This is a genomic window from Microbulbifer variabilis (genome assembly GCF_023716485.1).
GTDB classification, from domain to species: Bacteria; Pseudomonadota; Gammaproteobacteria; order Pseudomonadales; family Cellvibrionaceae; genus Microbulbifer; species Microbulbifer variabilis_B.
In genome coordinates this window covers 2,484,702-2,504,986 of sequence record NZ_CP092418.1, presented here as the reverse complement: position 1 = coordinate 2,504,986, position 20,285 = coordinate 2,484,702, and the positions used below count along the sequence as shown (strand labels likewise).

The 20,285-nt window shown below is 48.7% G+C and carries 17 protein-coding genes; 7 read left to right on the top strand and 10 right to left on the bottom strand.

All coding sequences use genetic code 11. The features are described 5' to 3' along the window. The first annotated feature begins 49 nt into the window (after window positions 1–49). Window positions 50–955 carry a LysR family transcriptional regulator gene (locus MJO52_RS11095; protein WP_252081727.1) on the top strand — a complete coding sequence of 302 codons (906 nt, stop codon included), beginning with the start codon at window positions 50–52 and terminating at the stop codon, window positions 953–955. A gap of 84 nt (window positions 956–1,039) precedes the next feature. Here MJO52_RS11095 and MJO52_RS11090 read toward each other — a convergent pair whose 3' ends face one another. Continuing rightward, the gene (locus MJO52_RS11090; RefSeq protein ID WP_252081726.1) at window positions 1,040–1,342 is read right to left on the bottom strand and encodes a hypothetical protein; all 303 of its coding nucleotides are present in this window, start codon (window positions 1,340–1,342) and stop codon (window positions 1,040–1,042) included. Between the two features lie 106 nt (window positions 1,343–1,448). On the opposite strand from MJO52_RS11090, the gene MJO52_RS11085 reads away from it, so the two are divergent. After that, the gene (locus MJO52_RS11085; RefSeq protein ID WP_252081725.1) at window positions 1,449–2,372 is read left to right on the top strand and encodes a LysR family transcriptional regulator; all 924 of its coding nucleotides are present in this window, start codon (window positions 1,449–1,451) and stop codon (window positions 2,370–2,372) included. Window positions 2,373–2,423: 51 nt separating this feature from the next. On the opposite strand, the gene MJO52_RS11080 is transcribed toward MJO52_RS11085, so the two are convergent. The 5 genes from MJO52_RS11080 to MJO52_RS11060 all read right to left on the bottom strand — a co-directional run bounded on the left by MJO52_RS11080 (window position 2,424) and on the right by MJO52_RS11060 (window position 10,110). Further along, the gene (locus tag MJO52_RS11080) at window positions 2,424–2,993 is read right to left on the bottom strand and encodes a DJ-1 family glyoxalase III (protein WP_252081724.1); all 570 of its coding nucleotides are present in this window, start codon (window positions 2,991–2,993) and stop codon (window positions 2,424–2,426) included. A gap of 126 nt (window positions 2,994–3,119) precedes the next feature. Next, window positions 3,120–4,508, bottom strand: coding sequence for an ATP-dependent RNA helicase DbpA (gene dbpA / locus MJO52_RS11075; RefSeq protein ID WP_252081723.1), 1,389 nt, complete (start codon window positions 4,506–4,508; stop codon window positions 3,120–3,122). A gap of 275 nt (window positions 4,509–4,783) precedes the next feature. Beyond that, the gene (locus MJO52_RS11070) at window positions 4,784–7,921 is read right to left on the bottom strand and encodes an efflux RND transporter permease subunit (RefSeq protein WP_252081722.1); all 3,138 of its coding nucleotides are present in this window, start codon (window positions 7,919–7,921) and stop codon (window positions 4,784–4,786) included. Continuing rightward, window positions 7,915–9,453: an efflux RND transporter periplasmic adaptor subunit gene (locus MJO52_RS11065; RefSeq protein ID WP_252081721.1), complete on the bottom strand. Its 1,539-nt coding sequence runs from the start codon at window positions 9,451–9,453 to the stop codon at window positions 7,915–7,917. The genes MJO52_RS11070 and MJO52_RS11065 overlap by 7 nt, the downstream gene beginning before the upstream one ends. A 234-nt stretch (window positions 9,454–9,687) precedes the next feature. Beyond that, complete coding sequence (locus MJO52_RS11060; protein WP_252081720.1) at window positions 9,688–10,110, bottom strand: hypothetical protein; 423 nt, start codon at window positions 10,108–10,110, stop codon at window positions 9,688–9,690. 236 nt (window positions 10,111–10,346) lie between these two features. Between MJO52_RS11060 and MJO52_RS11055 the strand changes: the two genes are divergently transcribed. The 3 genes from MJO52_RS11055 (at window position 10,347) to MJO52_RS11045 (ending at window position 13,462) form a co-directional block, all read left to right on the top strand. After that, on the top strand, window positions 10,347–11,255 hold the full coding sequence (locus MJO52_RS11055) for a hypothetical protein (RefSeq protein ID WP_252081719.1): 909 nt from the start codon (window positions 10,347–10,349) through the stop codon (window positions 11,253–11,255). Window positions 11,256–11,327: 72 nt separating this feature from the next. Beyond that, complete coding sequence (locus MJO52_RS11050) at window positions 11,328–11,885, top strand: hypothetical protein (RefSeq protein ID WP_252081718.1); 558 nt, start codon at window positions 11,328–11,330, stop codon at window positions 11,883–11,885. 329 nt (window positions 11,886–12,214) lie between these two features. Next, window positions 12,215–13,462, top strand: a complete 1,248-nt coding sequence (locus tag MJO52_RS11045) for a DUF418 domain-containing protein (RefSeq protein WP_252081717.1) — start codon at window positions 12,215–12,217, stop codon at window positions 13,460–13,462. Between the two features lie 235 nt (window positions 13,463–13,697). On the opposite strand, the gene MJO52_RS11040 is transcribed toward MJO52_RS11045, so the two are convergent. Then, entirely contained in the window at window positions 13,698–13,853 is a 156-nt protein-coding gene (locus tag MJO52_RS11040; RefSeq protein WP_252081716.1) for a hypothetical protein, read from the bottom strand. 85 nt (window positions 13,854–13,938) lie between these two features. On the opposite strand from MJO52_RS11040, the gene MJO52_RS11035 reads away from it, so the two are divergent. Both MJO52_RS11035 and MJO52_RS11030 read left to right on the top strand, forming a co-directional pair. Then, window positions 13,939–15,264 carry a cytosine deaminase gene (locus MJO52_RS11035; protein ID WP_252081715.1) on the top strand — a complete coding sequence of 442 codons (1,326 nt, stop codon included), beginning with the start codon at window positions 13,939–13,941 and terminating at the stop codon, window positions 15,262–15,264. Further along, the gene (locus MJO52_RS11030; RefSeq protein WP_252081714.1) at window positions 15,261–16,667 is read left to right on the top strand and encodes an FAD-binding oxidoreductase; all 1,407 of its coding nucleotides are present in this window, start codon (window positions 15,261–15,263) and stop codon (window positions 16,665–16,667) included. Before MJO52_RS11035 ends, MJO52_RS11030 begins: the two co-directional genes overlap by 4 nt. 205 nt (window positions 16,668–16,872) lie before the next feature. Here MJO52_RS11030 and MJO52_RS11025 read toward each other — a convergent pair whose 3' ends face one another. The 3 genes from MJO52_RS11025 to MJO52_RS11015 all read right to left on the bottom strand — a co-directional run bounded on the left by MJO52_RS11025 (window position 16,873) and on the right by MJO52_RS11015 (window position 20,162). Then, complete coding sequence (locus MJO52_RS11025; protein ID WP_252081713.1) at window positions 16,873–17,862, bottom strand: alpha/beta hydrolase; 990 nt, start codon at window positions 17,860–17,862, stop codon at window positions 16,873–16,875. A 42-nt stretch (window positions 17,863–17,904) separates the two neighbouring features. Then, window positions 17,905–19,071 carry an AMP-binding protein gene (locus MJO52_RS11020; RefSeq protein ID WP_252081712.1) on the bottom strand — a complete coding sequence of 389 codons (1,167 nt, stop codon included), beginning with the start codon at window positions 19,069–19,071 and terminating at the stop codon, window positions 17,905–17,907. 68 nt (window positions 19,072–19,139) lie between these two features. Continuing rightward, window positions 19,140–20,162, bottom strand: a complete 1,023-nt coding sequence (locus MJO52_RS11015) for an acetylserotonin O-methyltransferase (RefSeq protein WP_252081711.1) — start codon at window positions 20,160–20,162, stop codon at window positions 19,140–19,142. Between the last annotated feature and the right edge of the window lie 123 nt (window positions 20,163–20,285).

The following is a 20,285-nucleotide window of genomic DNA, read 5'->3' as shown; positions in this document are numbered from 1 at the left end:
TGATGAAAAAGCCGTATATAGGCAATATACTATTGATTTAAGGTCAACAATGCAGGTTACCCTTCAAGAGCTCCAGGTATTTACCACTGTGGTAGATACCGCTTCGATCACTTCGGCTGCCGAACGGTTAGAGCAGACTGTCTCCGGGGTTAGCCGTGCATTAGCCCGTTTGGAGAATAAACTTCAAACTACATTGCTACAGCGCACTACCAGGCGTCTGGAATTAACAGAGGAGGGGCAAGCTTTCCTCAAATATGCACGGGATATTCTCATCTCAGTGGAAGAGGCCGAGGAGCAGATGGCGGCCCGCAAAAAGCACCCCTCTGGTCTTCTGCGTATAGACGCCGCCACACCATTTATGCTGCATGTAATAGCACCTATGGTAAATAGCTTCCGAACTAAATACCCTCAGATAGAGCTTGAGCTAAACAGTAATGAGGGGATAACCGATTTGATAGAGAAGCGCACTGATGTGGCCATTCGTATCGGTAAGCTCCAAGACTCAACCTTATATGCCCGGCCAATAGGTTCTAGTAGAGTTCGAATTCTAGCCAGTCCTGGCTACTTGCAACAACATGGTACCCCGGAGGATGTGGAGCAACTCGCCCAACACACCTTGCTTGGCTTTACAAAGCCCGAATCACTCAACAAATGGCCGCTGTATGAGCAGAGTGGGGACATGCTGCACATTAAGCCAACGATTACTTCATCTAGTGGCGAGACTTTACGGCAACTAGCACTATCAGATGCAGGAATCGTATGTTTATCAGACTTTATGACCAAGAGAGATCGCCAAGCTGGGCGATTGGTGCAGCTATTCTCTAGTGAAACCTTAGACATGAAACAATCTATTAATGCGGTTTACTACCGTAACACGGCACTTTCATCACGTATTACTAGCTTTATCAATCACATTCTTGAGGAGCTGGGAGATCAACCATTCGATGAGGTTTAACCACATGCACACTTTTATGCAACAGCGAATCTTAGAGAGTGACGGACTAAGTTAATTTTCTGACTGAAGGATTGACAAGGCTAATTAAAAGCCAAAGCTCAGAATTCCACTATAGTCGGCTTGATAATTTTGCTGGCTATGTATTACGAGATGGGTTTGTCCACGGCGATCTGTTTGATATATACCCGCACCACACCGACTACAAAATCCATATTCTTTTACTGGTCCAGATTTAAAAGAATAGGTATTAAGCTGTTTTGAGGCATCTTCAATGAGCGCTGGATTGGAAGTCTCAACAAAACTTATTGCCCCAGCTACCTTAGGGGAAACTGAGCTGTTGAAAAGTTTGTAATGAATAGCCCCACAGTGACAAGTTAAGTGATTCATGGGTTAATTTCCAGAGTGGATTAGTATGGGTTTAAAGTTTACTATTTGGCCGATCTTAATAAAGATCATCAGCGGAAAGTCATAATTAGCTTTAAGGAAATAGTCGGTGCGGCGGGAATATGATAAGTACCACTTGATCAGTGTCTTTTGTGCGGTAGTGGATCATGGCTCTCTAAGCAAAGCCGGTAGCCATTTGGGCTTGTCAGCGCCAACTGTGAGCAAGACACTGGCTCAATTGGAGCAGGTGCTGGGCCAGGTACTATTGATCCGAACAACCAGATCGGTCTCGGTAACCGATGCAGGCAGGCTTGTTTACCAGCAAGGGCAGCAGATAATCAATGCCTTTACTGACCTGGAAGATCGGGTTGCTGAAATTGGGGCCTTGGACCGGGGAAAATTGCGCTTAACCTTCCCTGAAACATTGGGTGAAAATGTCTTTAGCCAAATATGTATTGACTTTCAAGAAGCCTTTCCAGACTTTAATCTCGAGCTGATCTTTACGCCACACCATTTGGATATGGTTGAGGATGATATTGATATTGCCATCCGTGTTTGGTCGGCAATACCAGATAGCCAGTTTTATGCGTTGCCACTTTTTCATATTCATCCCATTTTTGTGGCATCTCCTGAATATTTAAAAAAGAAAGGGCATCCAGACTCAATCGAAGAACTCGGAAAACATAATATTTTGTTGGCCAGGCTTAATGGTTTGAAAGATGGGTGGCTATTCAATGGCAAGTTCTATCAGTTTAAGGGTAATCTTGTTTCTAACAAGACCACTCATATCCGTGCTGCGGCAATAAATGGCAATGGTATTGCTATATTGCCTTCTTATTTCTGTCAGCCAGCCATTAAATGCGGTCAACTAATAGAGATATTTCCTGATTTAAAGCAAGAGGTTCAAGTAGTTGGCGCTCTGTATAAAGTTAGGCGTAATAGCTCAAAAAAAATAGATTTGTTTTTGAGTTTTCTAGAAAGGCGTTTACGAAAGTCAGATTTTGATTTGTTAGTTTCAGCGGAGTCCGAGTAGCTCGGCAGCGTGGAATTCGATTGAAAAACTGAATGTCAGGATAATGTTAGATTACTTACCTGGTAATAACACATTCATAGTGTGAGCAATAGAGTGTGTTCGTTCTTCCCCAAACAAGCAGGTTACGAGTGCAAGTGCGAACTCTATCGCGGTTCCTGGTGATTGGCTGGTCACTAAGTTCCGGTCAACAACCACTCGCTGATCGCTGACTTCCTTTACATATTGACTAAGCTCACTACGAAAAGCTTTGTAGCAAGTTGCTTTAAAATTGGTAATTAACTGATGTCGGCCAAGTACGATTACTGGGGCGGTACAAATTGCCCCTAACCAACGGCTGGATTCGATTTGTGCGCGGATAAGCTCCATTAGAGGTTCCGAGTTATGCATACACTCGGCACCTTCCTTACCTCCTGGCAGAGCTATTAAATTCCAAGTGGTATTTAAACACTCCTCTATACGATAAGGCGCTTCGATAACAAGATTTCGTAGAGTAGTGATGCGATTACTCGGCATAATAGAAGCTAGTGTTAGCTCCGCATCCGTCCGACTTAAAATGTCGTAGATAGCAATGGCCTCAATATCTTCAACACCATCTGCAAGGGGAATCAGTATTTTGGACATGGATACAGCTCCAAAAGGCTGGGACTTAAGTATTTATAGGCTTTCTAACCTAACGCCACACCTTAAAGCTAATCCCCAGCTCAGGGAGTTAGGCCCATACGGACCCAACTCATTGGCCCTTAAAGCTTAGCCTCGTATACGTCGTACCCGGAATTTACGCCCTTTCAGTTTCCCATTTTCGATCTTTTTCAGTGCTTGGGATGCCACATTGCGTTTAATAGCAATATAGGCAGTTTGATCCAGTACGTTTATCTTGCCAACATCTTTTCCATTTATCGGACGATCGCCGCCGGTCAACGCACCCAGGATATCGCCGGGGCGAACTTTCTGTTTCTTGCCGCCATCGATCTGCAGGGTAGCCATCGGTGCCTGGAAAGGAGGTTCACTCAATATACTGGCTGGTGGTGGTGTATCTGGGTCGGATAGTGGGTCCTGGGTTAGTTCCATACGAACCAGTTTGTGGCCTTCCTTCTCGGCAAAAAGGGAGTAGGCGCAACCGCGTTCACCGGCGCGGCCAGTCCGTCCGATGCGATGGGTGTGTACTTCCGGATCTTTGGCAATATGAAAGTTGATTACTGCATCCAGTTTGTCGATATCCAGGCCGCGCGCCGCTACATCGGTGGCCACCAGAATAGAGGCGCTGCCATTGGCGAAGCGGATCAGGGTTTCGTTACGCTGGCGTTGCTCCATATCCCCATGCAGGGCCAGCACGTTGAATCCTGCCTGCTTTAGGTCGCTGGCGACGTCATCGGTCTCGCGCTTGGTGTTACAGAAAATCAGGGTATTGACTGGCCTGTCATTGAGTAAAATGCGGCGGGTCATCTCCAGGCGATCATCGAAACTCTCAGTTTTGTAAAAGCGTTGTTCGATCACATCCTCACTGTGCGCGGACTCTATGCGTACCATCACCGGCTTTTGCATAACTCGTGTACTGAGCCGTTCAATTTGATCCGGGTAAGTCGCGCTGAACAGTAACGACTGTCGCCGAGCTGGCACTTGCGCGAGAATGGTATCAATAACGTCCTGAAAGCCCATATCGAGCATCCGGTCGGCTTCGTCAAAGACGAGGGTGTCGACATGCTCTAAGGATAGGGTTCCCTTGCGCAGGTGTTCTTCGATGCGCCCTGGTGTACCAACAACAATGTGCGCCCCATGGGCGAGGGAGCCAATCTGTGGGCCAAACGGCATGCCGCCACACAGGGTCAGAATCTTAATATTGTGTATTGCCCTGGCCATTCGGCGCAGTTCCTGCGCAACCTGGTCGGCAAGTTCCCGTGTGGGGCACAGAATCAGCGATTGAATCCGAAATCGCTCAACACTGAGCCGCTGCAGCACCCCCAAACCGAAGGCTGCCGTTTTACCGGAGCCGGTTTTTGCCTGCGCAATGACATCTTTGCCGTCGAGTATGAGCGGAAGTGTCTTGGCCTGAACCTCGGTCATTGATGTGTAGTTGAGAGACGCCAGGTTTTTCAGCAGGGCTGGCTTCAAGGGGAGTTCGGAAAAGGGGGCAGTCAAGGTAAATCCTGGAGTCGTTGAATGTCAAATACGCGTATTACTCAACCAGCCAGGAAAGTGATTTTCACATTCTAGCTTTTGTCATTAATGCAATGTTGCAATCTGGGCAATACAAATCTTGCCTGGCATTTTAACAGTTAACTCTGAGGAAACCTATTTGCCCGCTGCCTTTAGAGCAGTGCACAGCTGACAAATAGGTAATTTACGCTGATGAAAAATGATCAGTAGAAAATCGGTGGGGCAATGGGCCAAGTTGAGCCAATGCCCCCGCTTTTCTAGCTTTCCTTATCTGTACGAGCCTTCCACTGATAAAACACTCCGGGCATAACCAACAGTACAAACAAGAGTGTCGTGAGGGTGCCGCCGACCATGGGTGCGGCAATGCGTTTCATGACATCTGCGCCGGTGCCGTCGGAAACCATGACTGGAATTAATGAAATTAAGAGCGTAAGGCTGGTCATTAACATTGGCCGTATACGGCCCGCTGCCGCTTGTGCGACTGCAGCGGTATTGTCTTGCTGCGGCTTATTGGTTCCAGCAGCCGATAAATAGTGCAGCATCAATAGCCCCATCTCTGCGGCAAGGCCGGCCATAGCGATCATGCCCACCCATACGGCGACGCTGAGTTTGTAGTCAAGCAGATACAGCAACCAGAAGGCCCCGACCAGTGCCATCGGCATAGCGGTGAGTACAAACAGGGTGTCAGACAGCCTGCCGCGGTGCAGGTAAAGCAGGAAACAAACCGCTAGTAAGGTCAAGGGCACCAGCCATTGCAGGCGGGACTTGGCCCGCTCCAGATATTGATACTGGCCAGCCCAGGCGATGCGCTGACCGGGCACCAAGTTGACTTGGTCGGCGACCACCTGTTTCGCACGGCTCACATAGTCGGCAACACCCACATCGCCTTTCAGGTCGACAAATACTAATCCCACTAACTGCCCGTCTTCATTGCGAATCATGGGCGGGCCAGTGCGGAAGTCCATATCAGCCAGTTGGTTGAGAGGCACCTGGGAACCGTCGGAAGCGGGAACCAGGATTTGCTCCAGCTGTTCCGGGGTATCCCGGTAGTCGCGGGCGTAGCGCACCAGCACGTCGTAACGTTCGCGCCCTTCGACTGTCTGGGTTGCAGCCAAGCCACCGGCAGCCGCGGCAATCACATCTTCGATATCCTGCACATTTAAACCGTGGCGGGAGGCCCGTGCGCGATCGATATCAAAGTCCAAAAAGTAGCCACCGGTGAGGCGTTCGGCAAAGACACTGCGGGTTTCATCGGCGGTCCGCTGATCGCTGCGCAGGGCTTCCTCAATAGCCAATGCGGTTTGTTCGATTTCTTCCAGGTTATCGCCAAATACCTTGATACCCAGCTGGCTGCGAATACCGGTGGCGAGCATTTCGGTACGGGTTTGGATGGGCATCCACCAGATATTTGGCATACCGGGATACTGCAGTTTCTCATCCATCTCCGCTAGCAGGTCATCCCAGGTCATGCCGGGCCGCCATGCATCCTTGGGCTTCAGGGTAATCACAGTCTCTACCATGGAGAGTGGTGCAGAGTCAGTCGCACTGTTTGAGCGGCCAATTTTACCGAACACGTGCTCAACCTCGGGAAAGGTTTTTAGCTCTTCATCCATTTGCTGCAGTACTTTGCCCGCTTCGGTCACAGACATACCGGGTAGGGCAGTGGGCATATAGAGGATGCTGCCCTCATTGAGTGGCGGCATAAATTCACCGCTCAACTTACTAATGGGATAGGCCACGGAAACCAGAGCGATTACCGCGAGGGCCGCCACCATTTTGCGCTGGCGCACACAGAAGTGGATCACCGGTTGCAGTGTAAAAACCAGGGCGCGGGTGACCGGGTTTTCCTTGGTGCGGATCTTGCCACGCATCAACAGTACGGCGAGTGCTGGGATCAGGGTGATCGCCAGCAGTGCGGCAAAGGCCATGCTGTAGGTTTTGGTATAGGCGAGGGGTTTGAACAAACGGCCCTCGGTGGCTTCCAGCGCAAACACCGGCAGGAAGGAAACCGTAATAATAATCAGGGAGAAGAAGATACTCGGCCCCACTTCCTGCATTGCCCGAACAACCAACCTTCTTCGCTCAGCAGTAGACAATGCCTTATCGCCAGAGGCTGCCAGCTTTTTATGGATGTTATCCACCATCACAACGGCGGCATCCACCATGGCCCCAATGGCTACAGCAATCCCCCCCAATGACATAATATTGGCGGTCAATCCTTGTAGAGAAAGTGGAATAAAAGCCAACAATACAGCAATGGGTAGGGTGATCACCGCGACCAAAGCAGAGCGTGCGTGCAGCAGGAAAATGGCGATCACAGCGGCGACCACTAACATCTCTTCAATCAGGGTGTTTTTAAGGTTGTCGATCGCACTGTTAATCAGCTTTGAGCGATCATAAGTCACCACCAGCTCGACGCCTTCCGGCAAGCCAGCGCGAATCTGTTCGATGCGCTCTTTAACCCTTTCAATCACCTTTAGGGCGTTTTCACCGTAGCGCATTACCACAATACCGCCGACGGTTTGTCCCTCACCATCCAGCTCGGCAATGCCGCGCTGCATGGCCGGCCCCAAGGTAATATCGGCAACCTGATCCAGGGTTACGGGAATTTTTGCCGCGTTTACCCCAATGACTACTTCTTCCAGATCAGAAACATTGCGGATATAACCGCGGCCACGGACCATATGCTCGTGGCCGGCGATCTCCAGTACCCGCCCGCCGGTGTCGTTGTTACTGCGGCGAATGGCTTCGACCACTTTGCCCAGTGGAACATTAAACATCTGCAATCGATGGGGGTCGATCTGGACTTGATATTCCTTCTCATAACCACCGATAGACGCGACTTCGGCCACACCCTCCACAGAAGTGAGCCAATAGCGCAATTTAAAATCCTGTAGTGCGCGCAGTTCTTGCAGATCTTGCTTGCCGCTGCGATCCACCAACGCATACTGAAATACCCAGCCGACTCCGGTGGCGTCTGGCCCCAGAGTGGGCTGAACATCCTCGGGGAGTTGGTCTGACACCTGGTTGAGATATTCGAGCACCCGCGAACGGGCCCAATAAATATCGGTGCCGTCTTCAAAAATGGCGTAGACAAAACTGAGCCCAAAAAAGCTCTGGCCGCGGACATATTTGACTTTGGGCAACCCCAGCATGGCGGTGGAAAGCGGATAGGTGATTTGGTCTTCCACCAGGTCTGGACTGCGGCCGGGCCAGTCTGTCATGACGATCACCTGGGCATCGGAGAGGTCCGGGATAGCATCCAGGGGAACACTGATAAGGGCCCGGTATCCCGCCAGGGCGGCAATCGCCACAAGGATCAGCGTGATCCCCGGCTTGCCAGCGCAGGCCCCAATAATACGGGCGATCAGCCCTTTGGGTTCGGTATTTACCACTGCTGTACCCCCGATTTCAGGCGGCTCTCTGCCGCGATCAGGAACACGCCAGAGGTGACGATTTTGTCGCCTTCCTGCAGTCCGGAGCGAATCACAATGCGCTCGCTATCCCCGTAACCGGTGCGTACCTGCACCGGCTCCAGGCGGCCCTGGCCCAGATCACGGAAAACGATGCGCTTCTTGCCGGAGATCAGCACAGAATCCCTGGGAACCACCAGCAGATTCCCCAGTTTGGCACTTAACATAATGTCCGCGAACAGTCCGGGGCGAAGCTCGCCATCGGTATTGGGCAGGGTTACGCGCAGCCGCGCACTGCGGTTACTGTGATTGAGAAACGGGTCGATCTGCGTGAGGGTTGCCGGAATTTCCTCGTGGTAGACATTGGTTAAACGCACCTTGGCCGGCATACCTTTTTCCAGCAGTGGCAGCTGGTCCTCATAGGCGTGGGCTTCTATCCAGACCTGGCTCAGATCGGCAATACGCAGCAGGTTGTCCCCCTTCTGAAAGGACGAACCGGCAACAATATTCTTCTCAATAATCACGCCACTGGCCGGAGCGAATATCGGCACATAGTCTTGCGCTTTCTGTTGCTCTACCAGCCAATCGATTTGCTCCTCTGAGAGTCCCCAAAGCAGTAAGCGCCTGCGTGCGGCTTTTTCCAGGGAGTCGCCGCGGCGGCGCGCTTTCAGGTATTCATCTTGAACGGCCAGAAGCTCCGGGCTGTACACAGAAAACAGCACTTCACCGCGTCTAACTTCCTTGCCCTCAAAGTCGGCATCCAGGTCTCCAATCCAGCCATCGAAGCGCAGGCTGATATCCCGCAGGCGGGTTTCGTCGTAAGTCACCTGACCGTGCAGGTGAATGGGGAGGGCGAATGGCTGTCTTTCAACCGTGCCGGTTTTGATACCGATAGCCTGACGGCGACCACTTTCAACCACAATACTGCCGCTTTGCAGCTCATCATGACTGACCGGCTGTAAGTCCATACCGCAGATCGGGCAGGTGCCTGGCTGTGCAGCTCGTACAGACGGGTGCATGGCACAGGTGTAGTAAGCGGTATCGGAGGCCTCAGGTGCAGATTTCAAGCGCAAACCTTTGCGGTTGGTACTCATATCAAAGGCCAGGTCCACGTGGCGATCGTGGCCGGTAGCCACATCTACCACCATGGGCCATGAGCCCACCATCGCGAGCTCTATCTCCCCCTGAAAAATACCAGGGCTGGTCTCGTTGATGTCCGCCTGGGCGCGCATAGCTGGCATAGCACCCATCGCGGGCATTTCCGCGACTGCGCGAACTTCGGCACCGCTGACTGGACGGTTTTCTCTGTCCCTAACTTCGATGCGAATCTGGTTCTTACCAGCGCGGGGCTGCAGTGGATCTACGGTTACTGCGATCTGGAAGGGGCCGGCAGGAATAAACTCAATATGGTCGGTTACCGCTAATCCAGCTGTTTTCTTCCAATAGAAGGCAGCGCCCGCCGCCGCCAGTAAAAAAACGAAAGAAACCAGGCTCAGCGTTTTTGCGCGGCTCATAGCACACCTCCAAAGACAGAGGGGATCAGAATTTGGGTAACGAGCTCGGTGCTGTGTGGGGTGCCAAGTTGGAAATCAAAGGCACTGCCCATTTCTTTGCTGCTACTGGCAGCAACGGCTTGTAGGGAAATCAAAGGGTTCACTCCTAGAACAATCTTTCTGAAGCCCAACAGCAGCAATGACAAAAGTTGAATGATGCTGCGGGAAATTTCACAAATCAGAGAGAGGGAGTGATCAAATACGCAGGCGTAGAGTGGCTAACCAAGTTCGATTGCCGGGGAAGGTGGAGGCTAGTTGGAAGGGTGTAACCGCCTTGAGCAGCGGTGGGGCTAATATTTGCGGCCACTGGTAAGTGGGCGGTGGTGCCAGCTGAGGAAGTTCAAGGCCAAGGAAGGCAGCGGTTAAGGCGACTTCGTGATCATCCAGGGAGGTCTTGAGAGAAACCTGGGTGTCGTATTCACAGCAGTCGACTTCATCGGGCTCTGAGCTGGTAACCATGTGGTCACAACAGCACTCCGCGGCTGGCTCAGGGCTATCCATCATTTCGCAGGCAAGCACAGTTTGCACCTGGAACATCAGCAGGAGCAGGGCCGCCATAGCAATCAGTTTGGCGCGAAATGTGGAAGAGTAGTGCTTCATTACTAGTAAATCATACACCAGAGATCGGCCACCCGACAAAGATTACCTTCACCGCGTGACTGGCTGGTGTTCTCAAGTTTCTCCAGGCAATGAAAATATAAACGAGGCTCAGCAATTTCCCATGAACCCTATGGTGGGAATTCCGACATCCATTTTCTCTTCGAGGCAGGTTTCCAAGCGATAATTAAGCTGTGCCCCTCTGAATAATGGGCCAAGTCACATATAGCTATCGAAAGCGACCTAAGGTTCCCCCAATGCCATTCCTTCCAAATGCCGCCTTATTGTTGATTTCTTTAATGAGCATCATCTTTACTACTTCGGCTGTCGCTAGCTCTAATCAAGATGCCTTACAGATATTGCATGCTACGGCGAATGATCTCAATAAGAAAATTGATAGCGACTGGATACTGAGTAGGGAACGGAATTTGACAGCTTGGCTGCGAATGAAAGCAGTTCGCCAAGCGAGTTATGACGGTGAAGACTTGTCTTTCCTCCAAAAGCACGGCCTTGAAAAAAAGAGCCCGACTTGGTATGAGGTGAATTTAAAAGAACATCCTGAGTGGATGACCGCATACCGGTTGCTAATGCCGTTATCCTCTTGGCGCATGTTGGTGAAAAACCAAACAGAGCTTTATCAACTCGGTATGAGTGTGGCTGAAGTCGAAAAACTGGGCCGTTATGTTCTTGCCAATGATATTCAGGAAATAACAATCCAGGCAGCGTTGGATTTTTTACGGGAGGAGGAGTCCACTTACGTAAGTAGATTTCTTCAAGGAGGTGAAGACTTTTCCTTAATCTATTTAGAATTTGTGGATAAGTTTTACACGCTCTCACATGTATTGGAAACCGATTGGGCGATAGGCCTATTTAACCTGTTCGATCGTGATGGTCAAGATATTTTATTGACTTACAGTTTGTCGAAAGTTAACTCCCGGATAGGTCTGGGGAAGAGTAGTTTTAGCCTGGATGAGAAGGTTGACATATTCATGGGGTATTTTCTCTCTGGAGGATTTCATGCATCAACGAAAGAGTCATTGCAGAGACACAAAGAGAGAAGGCGAGCCGATAGAGCTCAAATTAATCTGGAATTTAAACCCCCGACCGATAAAGCCGTCAATGAGTGTCGTTGCGCCCCAAAGCAATGTTCGTATACCAATCATTGAATATACTCATTAATAGCGATAACGCCTTGTGTCGCTTATGTGGTCAATTCTTGATTTTGAGTGGTAGTAGCAATGGCTGTAACAAGGATCTGTATTTGTCTTGTCGTACTTCTCATTTCATTGCCTCTTGCGGCAGAAGAAAACACCCCCGCCGCTGAATCCTACGGTCCCCTTACAAAAATGACCAACTTATGGCTCCGGGGTGAAATTAGCAAAAGGCAGATTCGGGAACTGGCGTTAAGAGGGCGCTATGTGAATAGTTCTGATAAAGATAACGCCCATGTATCTTTTTTTCTGGACGAGATGCAGATAGTTGCTCGTGGATCATCAGTGTCTGGGCGATCAGCCCAAATTAATATCCAGGTCAATGAATCTAAGTTTGATCTGGATTATGACCTTGTCTCAATGCACCTCTTAATTAATGGGCATGGCAGTGGGCTATCGAATGAGCAGAAGTTTCTTCTGATTGTAATGAGCTATCGATTGGCAGCTGAGGGTTGGAGTAAATCTTTGGGAATAGACCAAATGGAGAAGAGCCTGATCTATAACACTCTAAATTACCTCTCCGAAATGCCGGCAGACTATAAGATGTGGGGGATGGCTAAGGAGATTAAATATCCTTTACATTAATAATAGAAGCGGACAATTTTTAAGTCTGTGGTGATAGTCTAATCGTTATATAAATTGCCATTGATAAGATTGTGATATCCAAGGTCTTGTATGGACAGCGGAAGTGGCAATTTTTGTATTATGGTGATGCGCGCTCAACAGATTTCAAATATTTTTTCTAACCGATCTAAAAAAACTATTAGTCCAGTCGTCCCCAAAAGGGGTGTTAACCGGGTAATATTTTAAGTTGGTACGTTAGGTCAATAAAAGAATAATTATTTTAAGGGTTCAATCTTGTGTCAAACCTACACTAGCATTAACCTGCTCTATTTTTGCTTAAAAGGATTTGCATGCCAGCCCGAATTTCACAATTGGATTTGCTGAGAGGAATTGCCATATTGGGCATTCCTTTTATGAATATGGTTAGTTTTTCCATGCCCATGGCTGCCTATTTGAACCCTAAAGCATATCTGGCAGATGGACCACTTAATGATCTGATTTTTATTTTCTTACATATATTTGCCGATCAGAAATTTATGGGACTTTTTGCCATGCTTTTTGGAGCGGGTATAGTCCTTCTTGCTGAGAAGCGTTTACACCAGCAAAAATCTGCCGCTAAGATTCATTACAGCCGCAACTTTTGGCTACTGGTTATAGGCTTGCTCCATGCGATCTATATCTGGGAGGGCGACATACTGACAGTATATGCGCTAGTTGCTATGGTGCTTTATATATTCCGTGGGCTGCGTGGAAGTTGGCTCATTACGCTAGGAACTTTGAGTTTAATGGGCGCTGTACTGGTTTCAAACTATACCGGTGTTGTGTTATCCGGGCTCAGTGGAGAAGCTAAATATATAGTCTCAGATATCTTCGCACCTGATACAGCACAAATTCAAAGGGAAGTTGCGGCCTATACAGGTGGTTTCTGGGAGTTGGTCAATCACCGATTCGCAGCTGAAGATAGCGATGCAGATATGGAGGCGAATATTGTGATGCTATTTTTCAGTTTGTCGTTTATTTTGAAAATCGCCGCGATGATACTAATAGGTATGGGGCTCTATAAAGTTGGTATCTTACGTGGTGAGGCTAGTTTTAAGACTTATAAAAAGATGGCTGTTGTCGCAACACCCATTGGTTTGATCCTTACCGCATTGGGTTTGGTTTGGAACTACAGCAATGATTGGAATATTAATCACTACTTCTTATATGGCGATGCATTTAATCTGGTAGGGGCTACCTTCACCAGTATTGGCTATGTTGGCCTGGCCTGTCTCTGGTATCAGAGTAATACACATCTGTGGATTAAGAATAAAATACAACAGGTTGGCCGAATGGCATTTACCAATTACCTCGCTCAGTCTTTGATTGGTGTGTTTATATTTTATGGCTTTGGAATGGGGCTATATGGTGCGCTGACAAGAGTAGAAGTTGTTGGTGTTTGTATTGGTCTTGTCCTATTTCAGCTCGCTTATTCTGATTTGTGGCTGAAAGTTTTCCGTATGGGGCCTTTAGAGTGGTTTTGGCGGGCACTAACCTATCTGAAGCTTCCACCGATCCTTAGGGCGAAGTCGCTCCAGACTGCCGGTAGGGGAGCTTAATTAGTCTCATTTGAATAGTGAAAGGACACGTCAGCTAGGGCAGTGACAAGTGTTAAGGCTTAGAGAAGAAAAAGCAGCTCAAACTAATCAGATATCCAAATCGCAGAAGCAGAGAGCCGGCTACAATCAAAGATGTGCAACATCACGCAAATAGCGCCGGTTTTAACTACGGGTGCAAGCTGCTGGTGAGGCAAATCGGCCGGTGACTTAGCCTGCAAGACAATCAAGCGTGTCCTTACAGCATCTCCTGGGCGAATAGCAGATCGCTGGCGGCCAGTATTTGATAGATGCAGTCGTATTCATTGTGGGCATATCCTATTCCGGACTTGGCCTTGCCATATTTGTACTGGAGCAGAGTATCAGCAGAACATTCCCTACAGGTTTGTTGCATGCATTTTGGTATCTCTGTCTTTCAATCTCTTTTCTTACCAGCTATGCGCAAATTGTGTGCGGGCGCATTGGAACGGGAGGTGTAGATGCAGGCAAGTTGGGGCTCCAGTTTCAAAGGTACTGGCACCATAAGAAATGCAACGATCCCTGCCTGTGTCTTGCGTGACCCTGGCAATTCTGAGCCATCGGATCTTGTTTCCTGCGATTTGATCTTTCGTAACGGAACGCTGATAGAGGTTGCTCCGGCGGCCAGTCTGCCAGAGGCGTCAGGCGGGCTCGACCTGGATAACGGCTTGGTCCTACCGGCTCTTGTTGATCTGCATACTCATCTGGATAAAGGGCATATCTGGCCGCGTGCATCCAATCCCGACGGCACTTTCATGGGGGCGATGCAGGCGGTTGACAGGGATCGGAGCAAAAATTGGTCAGCAGAGGATGTTCGGGTGCGTATGGAATTTGGGCTGCGTTGTGCCTATACCCATGGCACGGCCGTCATCCGGACGCACCTGGATAGTTCGCCGCTGCAAGATGAGATCACCTGGCCGCTCTTTTGCGAGATTCGCACCGAATGGGCGGGCCGAGTCGAACTACAGGGCGTGTGTTTGTTCGGCATCCATCGCCTTGCCGCAGACGATCAATATTTAGGGCGCATTGCGTCTAGGGTGCAGGCTGCCGGGGGCATCTTGGGAGCAGCGACCTACATGGTGCCCGATCTAGATCGGTATCTTGAAGCGATGTTCCGCGCGGCTATGGAGCATGCGTTGGACCTCGACTTTCATGTCGATGAGACGCTCGACCCATCCGGAATGACCTTGCGCCACATCGCGGAAACAGCTCTGCGCCTGGGCTTTCAGGGGAAAATTGTGTGCGGGCACTGCTGTACTTTATCGGTACAGCCTGATGACGAGGTGGACCGTACGTTGGACCTGGTGGCTAAGGCGGGGATCGCGGTCGTGACTCTGCCGGTGAGCAATCTTTATCTTCAGGACCGGGTAATGGGCCGGACTCCGCGCCGCCGGGGTGTCACGCTGTTGCATGAAATGCGTTCCCGTGGAATAGATGTTGTTGTTGCTTCGGATAATACACGGGACCCTTTTTGCGCCTACGGTGACCTCGATCTGATTGAAGTCTACGCTCAGGCAACTCGCACTCTGCATCTGGACCATCCGGTTGGAGACTGGGTTCGCTCAATAACGACCACGCCGGCAGATATAATGGGGATTTCTGCCGGCTGGATTGGGGCCGGTGAGTCGGCAGATCTGATTCTCTTTCGTGCGCGCAATTGGAATGAACTCCTTTCACGCCCAAATGGTCCACGACATGTGCTGCGCGCAGGGTGCAGCATTGACAAGGACCTGCCGGATTTCCGCGAACTGGATCATCACATGCACATGGGAGCGCAACGCCCATGACTGACATCTCCGCTTTGAAAGCGAATCTCGACGGTATCAAGGTTGAGGATGATCCACGGATAGTGAGAAAAAAGAGCCGGGATTTCTTTTGGTATTCCCCGATCCTCAAGGAGCAACTTGATGCTGTGACCGGTGATCTGCTTGTCAGCCCGAAAAATGTTGACGAGGTTATTCGCGTTCTAAAAGTGTGCTACGCCGCGGACATTCCGGTGACAGCTCGGGGGGCGGGGACCGGCAATTATGGTCAGGCCATGCCACTTTCCGGTGGCGTTGTCCTGGATTTGTCGGAAATGGATGCCGTCAAGGATATTAAACCAAGCGTTGTTGTTACCGAGCCTGGAGCCGTTATGGCGGATATCGATGCGCAGACGATACCCCGGACCGGTCATGCGCTCCGCATACATCCCTCCACCTACCGTATCGCGACCATCGGAGGATTTCTTGCAGGGGGGGCTGCGGGGGTCGGCTCGGTGAATTGGGGGGGGCTCAGGGATCTGGGTAACGTCATCCGTCTGCGGATGGTAACCATGGAGGCGGAGCCGCAGGTTCTGGAGCTGACAGGAAGCGATGTACAAAAGGCTATACACGCTTACGGTACGACAGGCATCATCACCGAGATCGAAGTACCGCTAACAGAAGCTTATGACTGGATCGATGTGCTCGTCGGGTTTGATGATTTTATAAATGCGATCCGTTTTTCTGAAGAGCTCGCCAACATGGATGGTCTTCTGACAAAAAATATCGCTACGATTGAAGCGCCGTTGCCCCATGACTATTTCTTGCGACACAAGAAATTTATCCGCAAGGAACAGTCCGTTGTTGTTCTCATGGTGGCAGCGTTTGCCATGGGGGCATTGGATGGGCTCCTGAGTCGATCGCCGGGTGCTGAGATGTTGTACCGCTCCGATAGCGCAACCGCCGAAGATATCACGCATTTACCGCCGGCTTATGAACTCACCTGGAACCACACAACCTTGCGTGGCCTAAGCGTTGACCCATCGATTACCTATCTTCAGGTCCGTTATCCTGATGTGAAGCCACTTGAGACTATCGGCAAGTTGCAGAGCATATTCGCTGAAGAGTTGCCTGGCCATCTGGAGTTTATCCGCTACAACGGAGGCCTAGTTCCCATTGGTCTACCCATTGTTCGCTTCACGGATAAAACCCGGCTTGATGAAATTATCAAACGGCATGAGGCGCTCGGGTGTACGATCTTCAATCCGCACCGTTACACCCTGGAAGAAGGGGGGATGAAGCAAATTGACCCGGTGCTGCTTGCATTCAAAAGGCAGACAGACCCCAAGGGGCTACTCAATCCGGGTAAGATGATCGCCTGGGAGCATCCAGACTACAAATTCGATAGTGATCAAGGGTTTTTGTTTCCAGGCTTGCAGCGTTCATGACCTTGTATCATTCACCAGGGCCTGAATAGGCTGAATCGCCGGCATCAGTCTATGCCTGTATTGTCATGTTTATATAGCGGTATAATTTTTGAAATCTATGGTGCACTAAGAGCTAATATCGCTAAGTTCCCAGGGACGTGACTGTTATATTGGTTGGTAAGATGATTTATTTATTCGGGTATAAATAGGATGTGTAAATTTAGCATTATTCCTTTTCAGTTTTATTGAGCCATCTAATAATCGAGATATGTTCGTCATCTCCAATTGTAGTCATACTCTGATGGTTTCTATTGTGAATCTTGACTAAGTCAATATTATCTTGGCTTAAGCTTTTGTAATCTGAGTAAGGAGCGATTCGATCGGTATCTGAGGATATTAAAAGTATTGGAGTTTTAGATGATTGGATAAGGGGGATTATATTTGTATCCTCCAGGTTAATATTGTTTTTTTCCAAGACTAAACTGGCGCCTTTGCGAATATCTTGTTCCGGAATGATTTTGCTAAGTATTGGATGTGTGACTTTAGAGTGATTATATAAGGCTTGATCAAATTGCGGCATTGGGGCTAATAAAATAACTCCACTGATATCCGTTCTCAAATTTGAGATATATGTAGCGGTTAAGGCGCCCATTGAGTTCCCAACAATATAAAAATTATCCTTCTTAATAATATCTGCTTCAATGAGGTTGTTAATAAAAGGGTTAATGAGTTTGCTATCATAAACTCCATATTTCTTAATCCCACCTGATTCACCATGACCGAGGAGATCTGGAACAACAACATGATAACCTAAGAAACGAAAATATATTGCCGAGTTCAACATGAATTCTTTGGATACCCGAAATCCGTGTAATAATATTACCGTTCCAGAATATATCCTTGTTAAAGAACTCTTATTCAAATTCATGCTGGCAGTACTTTCACTGCCATTTGCTTCAAATGTAACAGAGTATTGTAAATTTTGGTCTATTAAAGGGGCTCCATGATAATAGCTTATACAGATGTCATCCTTTACAAAGCAATATTTATCTTTCTTAAAACCATGTTTTATAATTCTTTCAATGGTTATTATGTCATCAAATGGGAAGCATTTAGAGCTTTCTATAAAGTTGGCAATCATTTGAGAACATACAGCACGTATAGGGCGTAACAGTAGGGTTGAGAATAGCACTGGCAAATTAGCTATGGACCTCATTTCTATGTTTCCTATGCTGTATCTTTAGTGCTTGACTGAAATCTACAAATTGATATCGTCTGCCTGAATAATAGGCGGCACCTTGTTAGTTCTTTTGACCCTCATCAGCCTTTCAACCCGTTTTGTGCTAAAGGCACCAGGGTATTGCTGGACTACAGATGCCAAGTTATGAATCTCAACTAGAATTCGTTTTCGAACTATGTCCGGTTCTGTAATACCGGTATAAGCTAAAGTAAGTTCGCTTGCAGATTTACGTGTTTCCCCGCTTTTTGTGAGAATCAGCTGCGCCTCCTCAACACCATCCTCTTCTCTAGCGATAGCAAGTATGTTCCTAACGCTAAGAATCGCACTACAAAGACTCACATCATCGTCCGCGCGCCCCTCAATCAGCAATGCATTTGGCTGACCACATGGGCAAGTGGCTTGCCGAATCAAATCCCCTAACCGATAGCGTATAACTGGTACTGTCCAGCCATCGCCAATACGTGTGAGTAGGGCCCCGTGATCGTCGGGTTCAATCAATTGATCCGCTAAAAGGTGGTAAGTATCCCGATCACACTCGGGCTCGTTAACAGCGATGCTGTTGGTCTCCACCGAACCGTAGTCACACCAGAAGCCGGCATTTGGAAAGGTCATACGCACCGTATTAAACTTTTTCTCGGTCCAGGGTTCCGCCATCCAAATAATTGTTTTGATGTTCAGTTTGCAATTGCCATCTAGGATGCCCTGGGCGAAGTCCGCCAATCCTGTGGGGGCCCCAGCAAGGGCATTAATCTCTATCTTGCGAAATGTCTCCAGCCAAGCGCCTGTTTCAGTGGGAGTAAAGGGCCCTACAGGTGCGGTGATAGCTCTGCTTTTTTCGGCGAGAGTTTGAATAAAGTAGTGGGCACCCCATAGGCGGCCGGGGTTGAAAAGGTTGAGAAGTACATCGCCAGGCCCAAGTGGTTTCCACTGTTGTAGAAGTCTCTGTGTTGCCTGATGGAAGGGAGTATAGGCCAGCTTGGGGTTTCCTGTGGTACCACCGCTGGACATTAATATAGCGCCCTCTGTTTTTGCCAAGGCTTTGGTGACTTTTAAAATTTCTTTCGGCCCACTGATAGGTAGGTCTTCAATCCGGTTGGCGTTTGGGGGCACACTGAGCCCCCCCTGTTCAGATATTGATCTGGCATGGTGTAACAGCTGGCTCCAATCTAAGTGTCCGATGGTCATGGGGAGCTCCGTGTTTCCATTTCTTTATTGACTTGCCGGATGGATGGCCATAGTTATGAATACATCAGCTAGGGCTTTTGTGCTGAAATGACTGAGAAATAGCCGAGTGCTTTGTGGCTTTGCGGGTTTTTAAAGCCGGCTTTAGTGAGCATTTGGTATAGCTCCTTTTCAGAATATAACCGTGAACCATGATTCATAAAAAGATGGAAGCTAAATAAGCTCGGTGTAAGCTGGCTCTCATCTAGGAGCATGTCATGAATAAAGATAAAACCCTCTTTGGGCAGTAGAGAGAAGGCCTTACTCAGTAAGGATTCACAGATAGCTTCTTGCCAGTCGTGTAGTACATTGCTAAAGCAGAGGCCGTCAAAGCCCGTGGGCCACTCAGCGCTGAATAGGTCCCCCTTTGCAATGGTTATTTGCTGTGTTTTGTTAAATTTTTGTACATACTCCTTGGCAATTTCACAGACTGGAGCAAGATCAAAGAGTACAGCAGTGCGATTTGGATATGTTTCACAAAAGGCCAGGGCGATAGTCCCTGAGCCGGCACCAGCATCAAGTAAGGTATCAACCTGTTTGAAAATACCGTCTGAAGCGGCTTTAACTGCAGAGGCGAAACCCTGAGAGTGCATTAGATGAGTAAACGCCGCTGCCGATTCATTATCCATTTCATCGTTTTGCCACATATCGGTTACTGAACGCCCCTTACACTCCAATTCATATTCCCGTTTAAGGCTGGTTATAATTTTCTTGTCCAAATGATTGATATCGTAAATAGCAAAGGGGTCCAGTAAGACTTCCCCCCAATAATATAAACTGTTCTTATCTAAATAATTTTTTGCCAGCTCAGTGTTCTCATACTGGGCCAGTTCCATTTTGATATAACCCAGGTGATTAAGAATCAAAAGATATTGCTCAACACCCTTGCTACTAAGTTGCAGTGCCTGAGAGATCTTGTCGCTAGTGTTGTAGCCCTTGTCTATCAGGCCGTAAATATCAAGTTGAGCGGCAACCTTCAGACAAGCAAAGGTGTAGTTGCCCATCAGGCGATCCCACAAGGGGGTGTCTGAGGAGGTGGGCGCCTTTATATACATACTCTATCTCACTATTGTCTTTCTAAATATCTTCAACACGAAGGGTTACACTCTAATATGTGTAGAAGTGACTTATATATTGATTTGTCGCTTAACTTCTATTTTTGTCACCTAAATGAACTC

Coding starts and splice junctions, on each gene's coding strand:
- MJO52_RS11095 (WP_252081727.1), top strand. CDS start 50: ATGCAGGTTACCCTTCAAGAGCTCCAGGTATTTACCACTGTGGTAGAT.
- MJO52_RS11090 (WP_252081726.1), bottom strand. CDS start 1,342: ATGAATCACTTAACTTGTCACTGTGGGGCTATTCATTACAAACTTTTC.
- MJO52_RS11080 (WP_252081724.1), bottom strand. CDS start 2,993: ATGTCCAAAATACTGATTCCCCTTGCAGATGGTGTTGAAGATATTGAG.
- MJO52_RS11065 (WP_252081721.1), bottom strand. CDS start 9,453: ATGAGCCGCGCAAAAACGCTGAGCCTGGTTTCTTTCGTTTTTTTACTG.
- MJO52_RS11055 (WP_252081719.1), top strand. CDS start 10,347: ATGCCATTCCTTCCAAATGCCGCCTTATTGTTGATTTCTTTAATGAGC.
- MJO52_RS11050 (WP_252081718.1), top strand. CDS start 11,328: ATGGCTGTAACAAGGATCTGTATTTGTCTTGTCGTACTTCTCATTTCA.
- MJO52_RS11045 (WP_252081717.1), top strand. CDS start 12,215: ATGCCAGCCCGAATTTCACAATTGGATTTGCTGAGAGGAATTGCCATA.
- MJO52_RS11040 (WP_252081716.1), bottom strand. CDS start 13,853: ATGCAACAAACCTGTAGGGAATGTTCTGCTGATACTCTGCTCCAGTAC.
- MJO52_RS11035 (WP_252081715.1), top strand. CDS start 13,939: ATGCAGGCAAGTTGGGGCTCCAGTTTCAAAGGTACTGGCACCATAAGA.
- MJO52_RS11030 (WP_252081714.1), top strand. CDS start 15,261: ATGACTGACATCTCCGCTTTGAAAGCGAATCTCGACGGTATCAAGGTT.
- MJO52_RS11025 (WP_252081713.1), bottom strand. CDS start 17,862: ATGAGGTCCATAGCTAATTTGCCAGTGCTATTCTCAACCCTACTGTTA.
- MJO52_RS11020 (WP_252081712.1), bottom strand. CDS start 19,071: ATGACCATCGGACACTTAGATTGGAGCCAGCTGTTACACCATGCCAGA.
- MJO52_RS11015 (WP_252081711.1), bottom strand. CDS start 20,162: ATGTATATAAAGGCGCCCACCTCCTCAGACACCCCCTTGTGGGATCGC.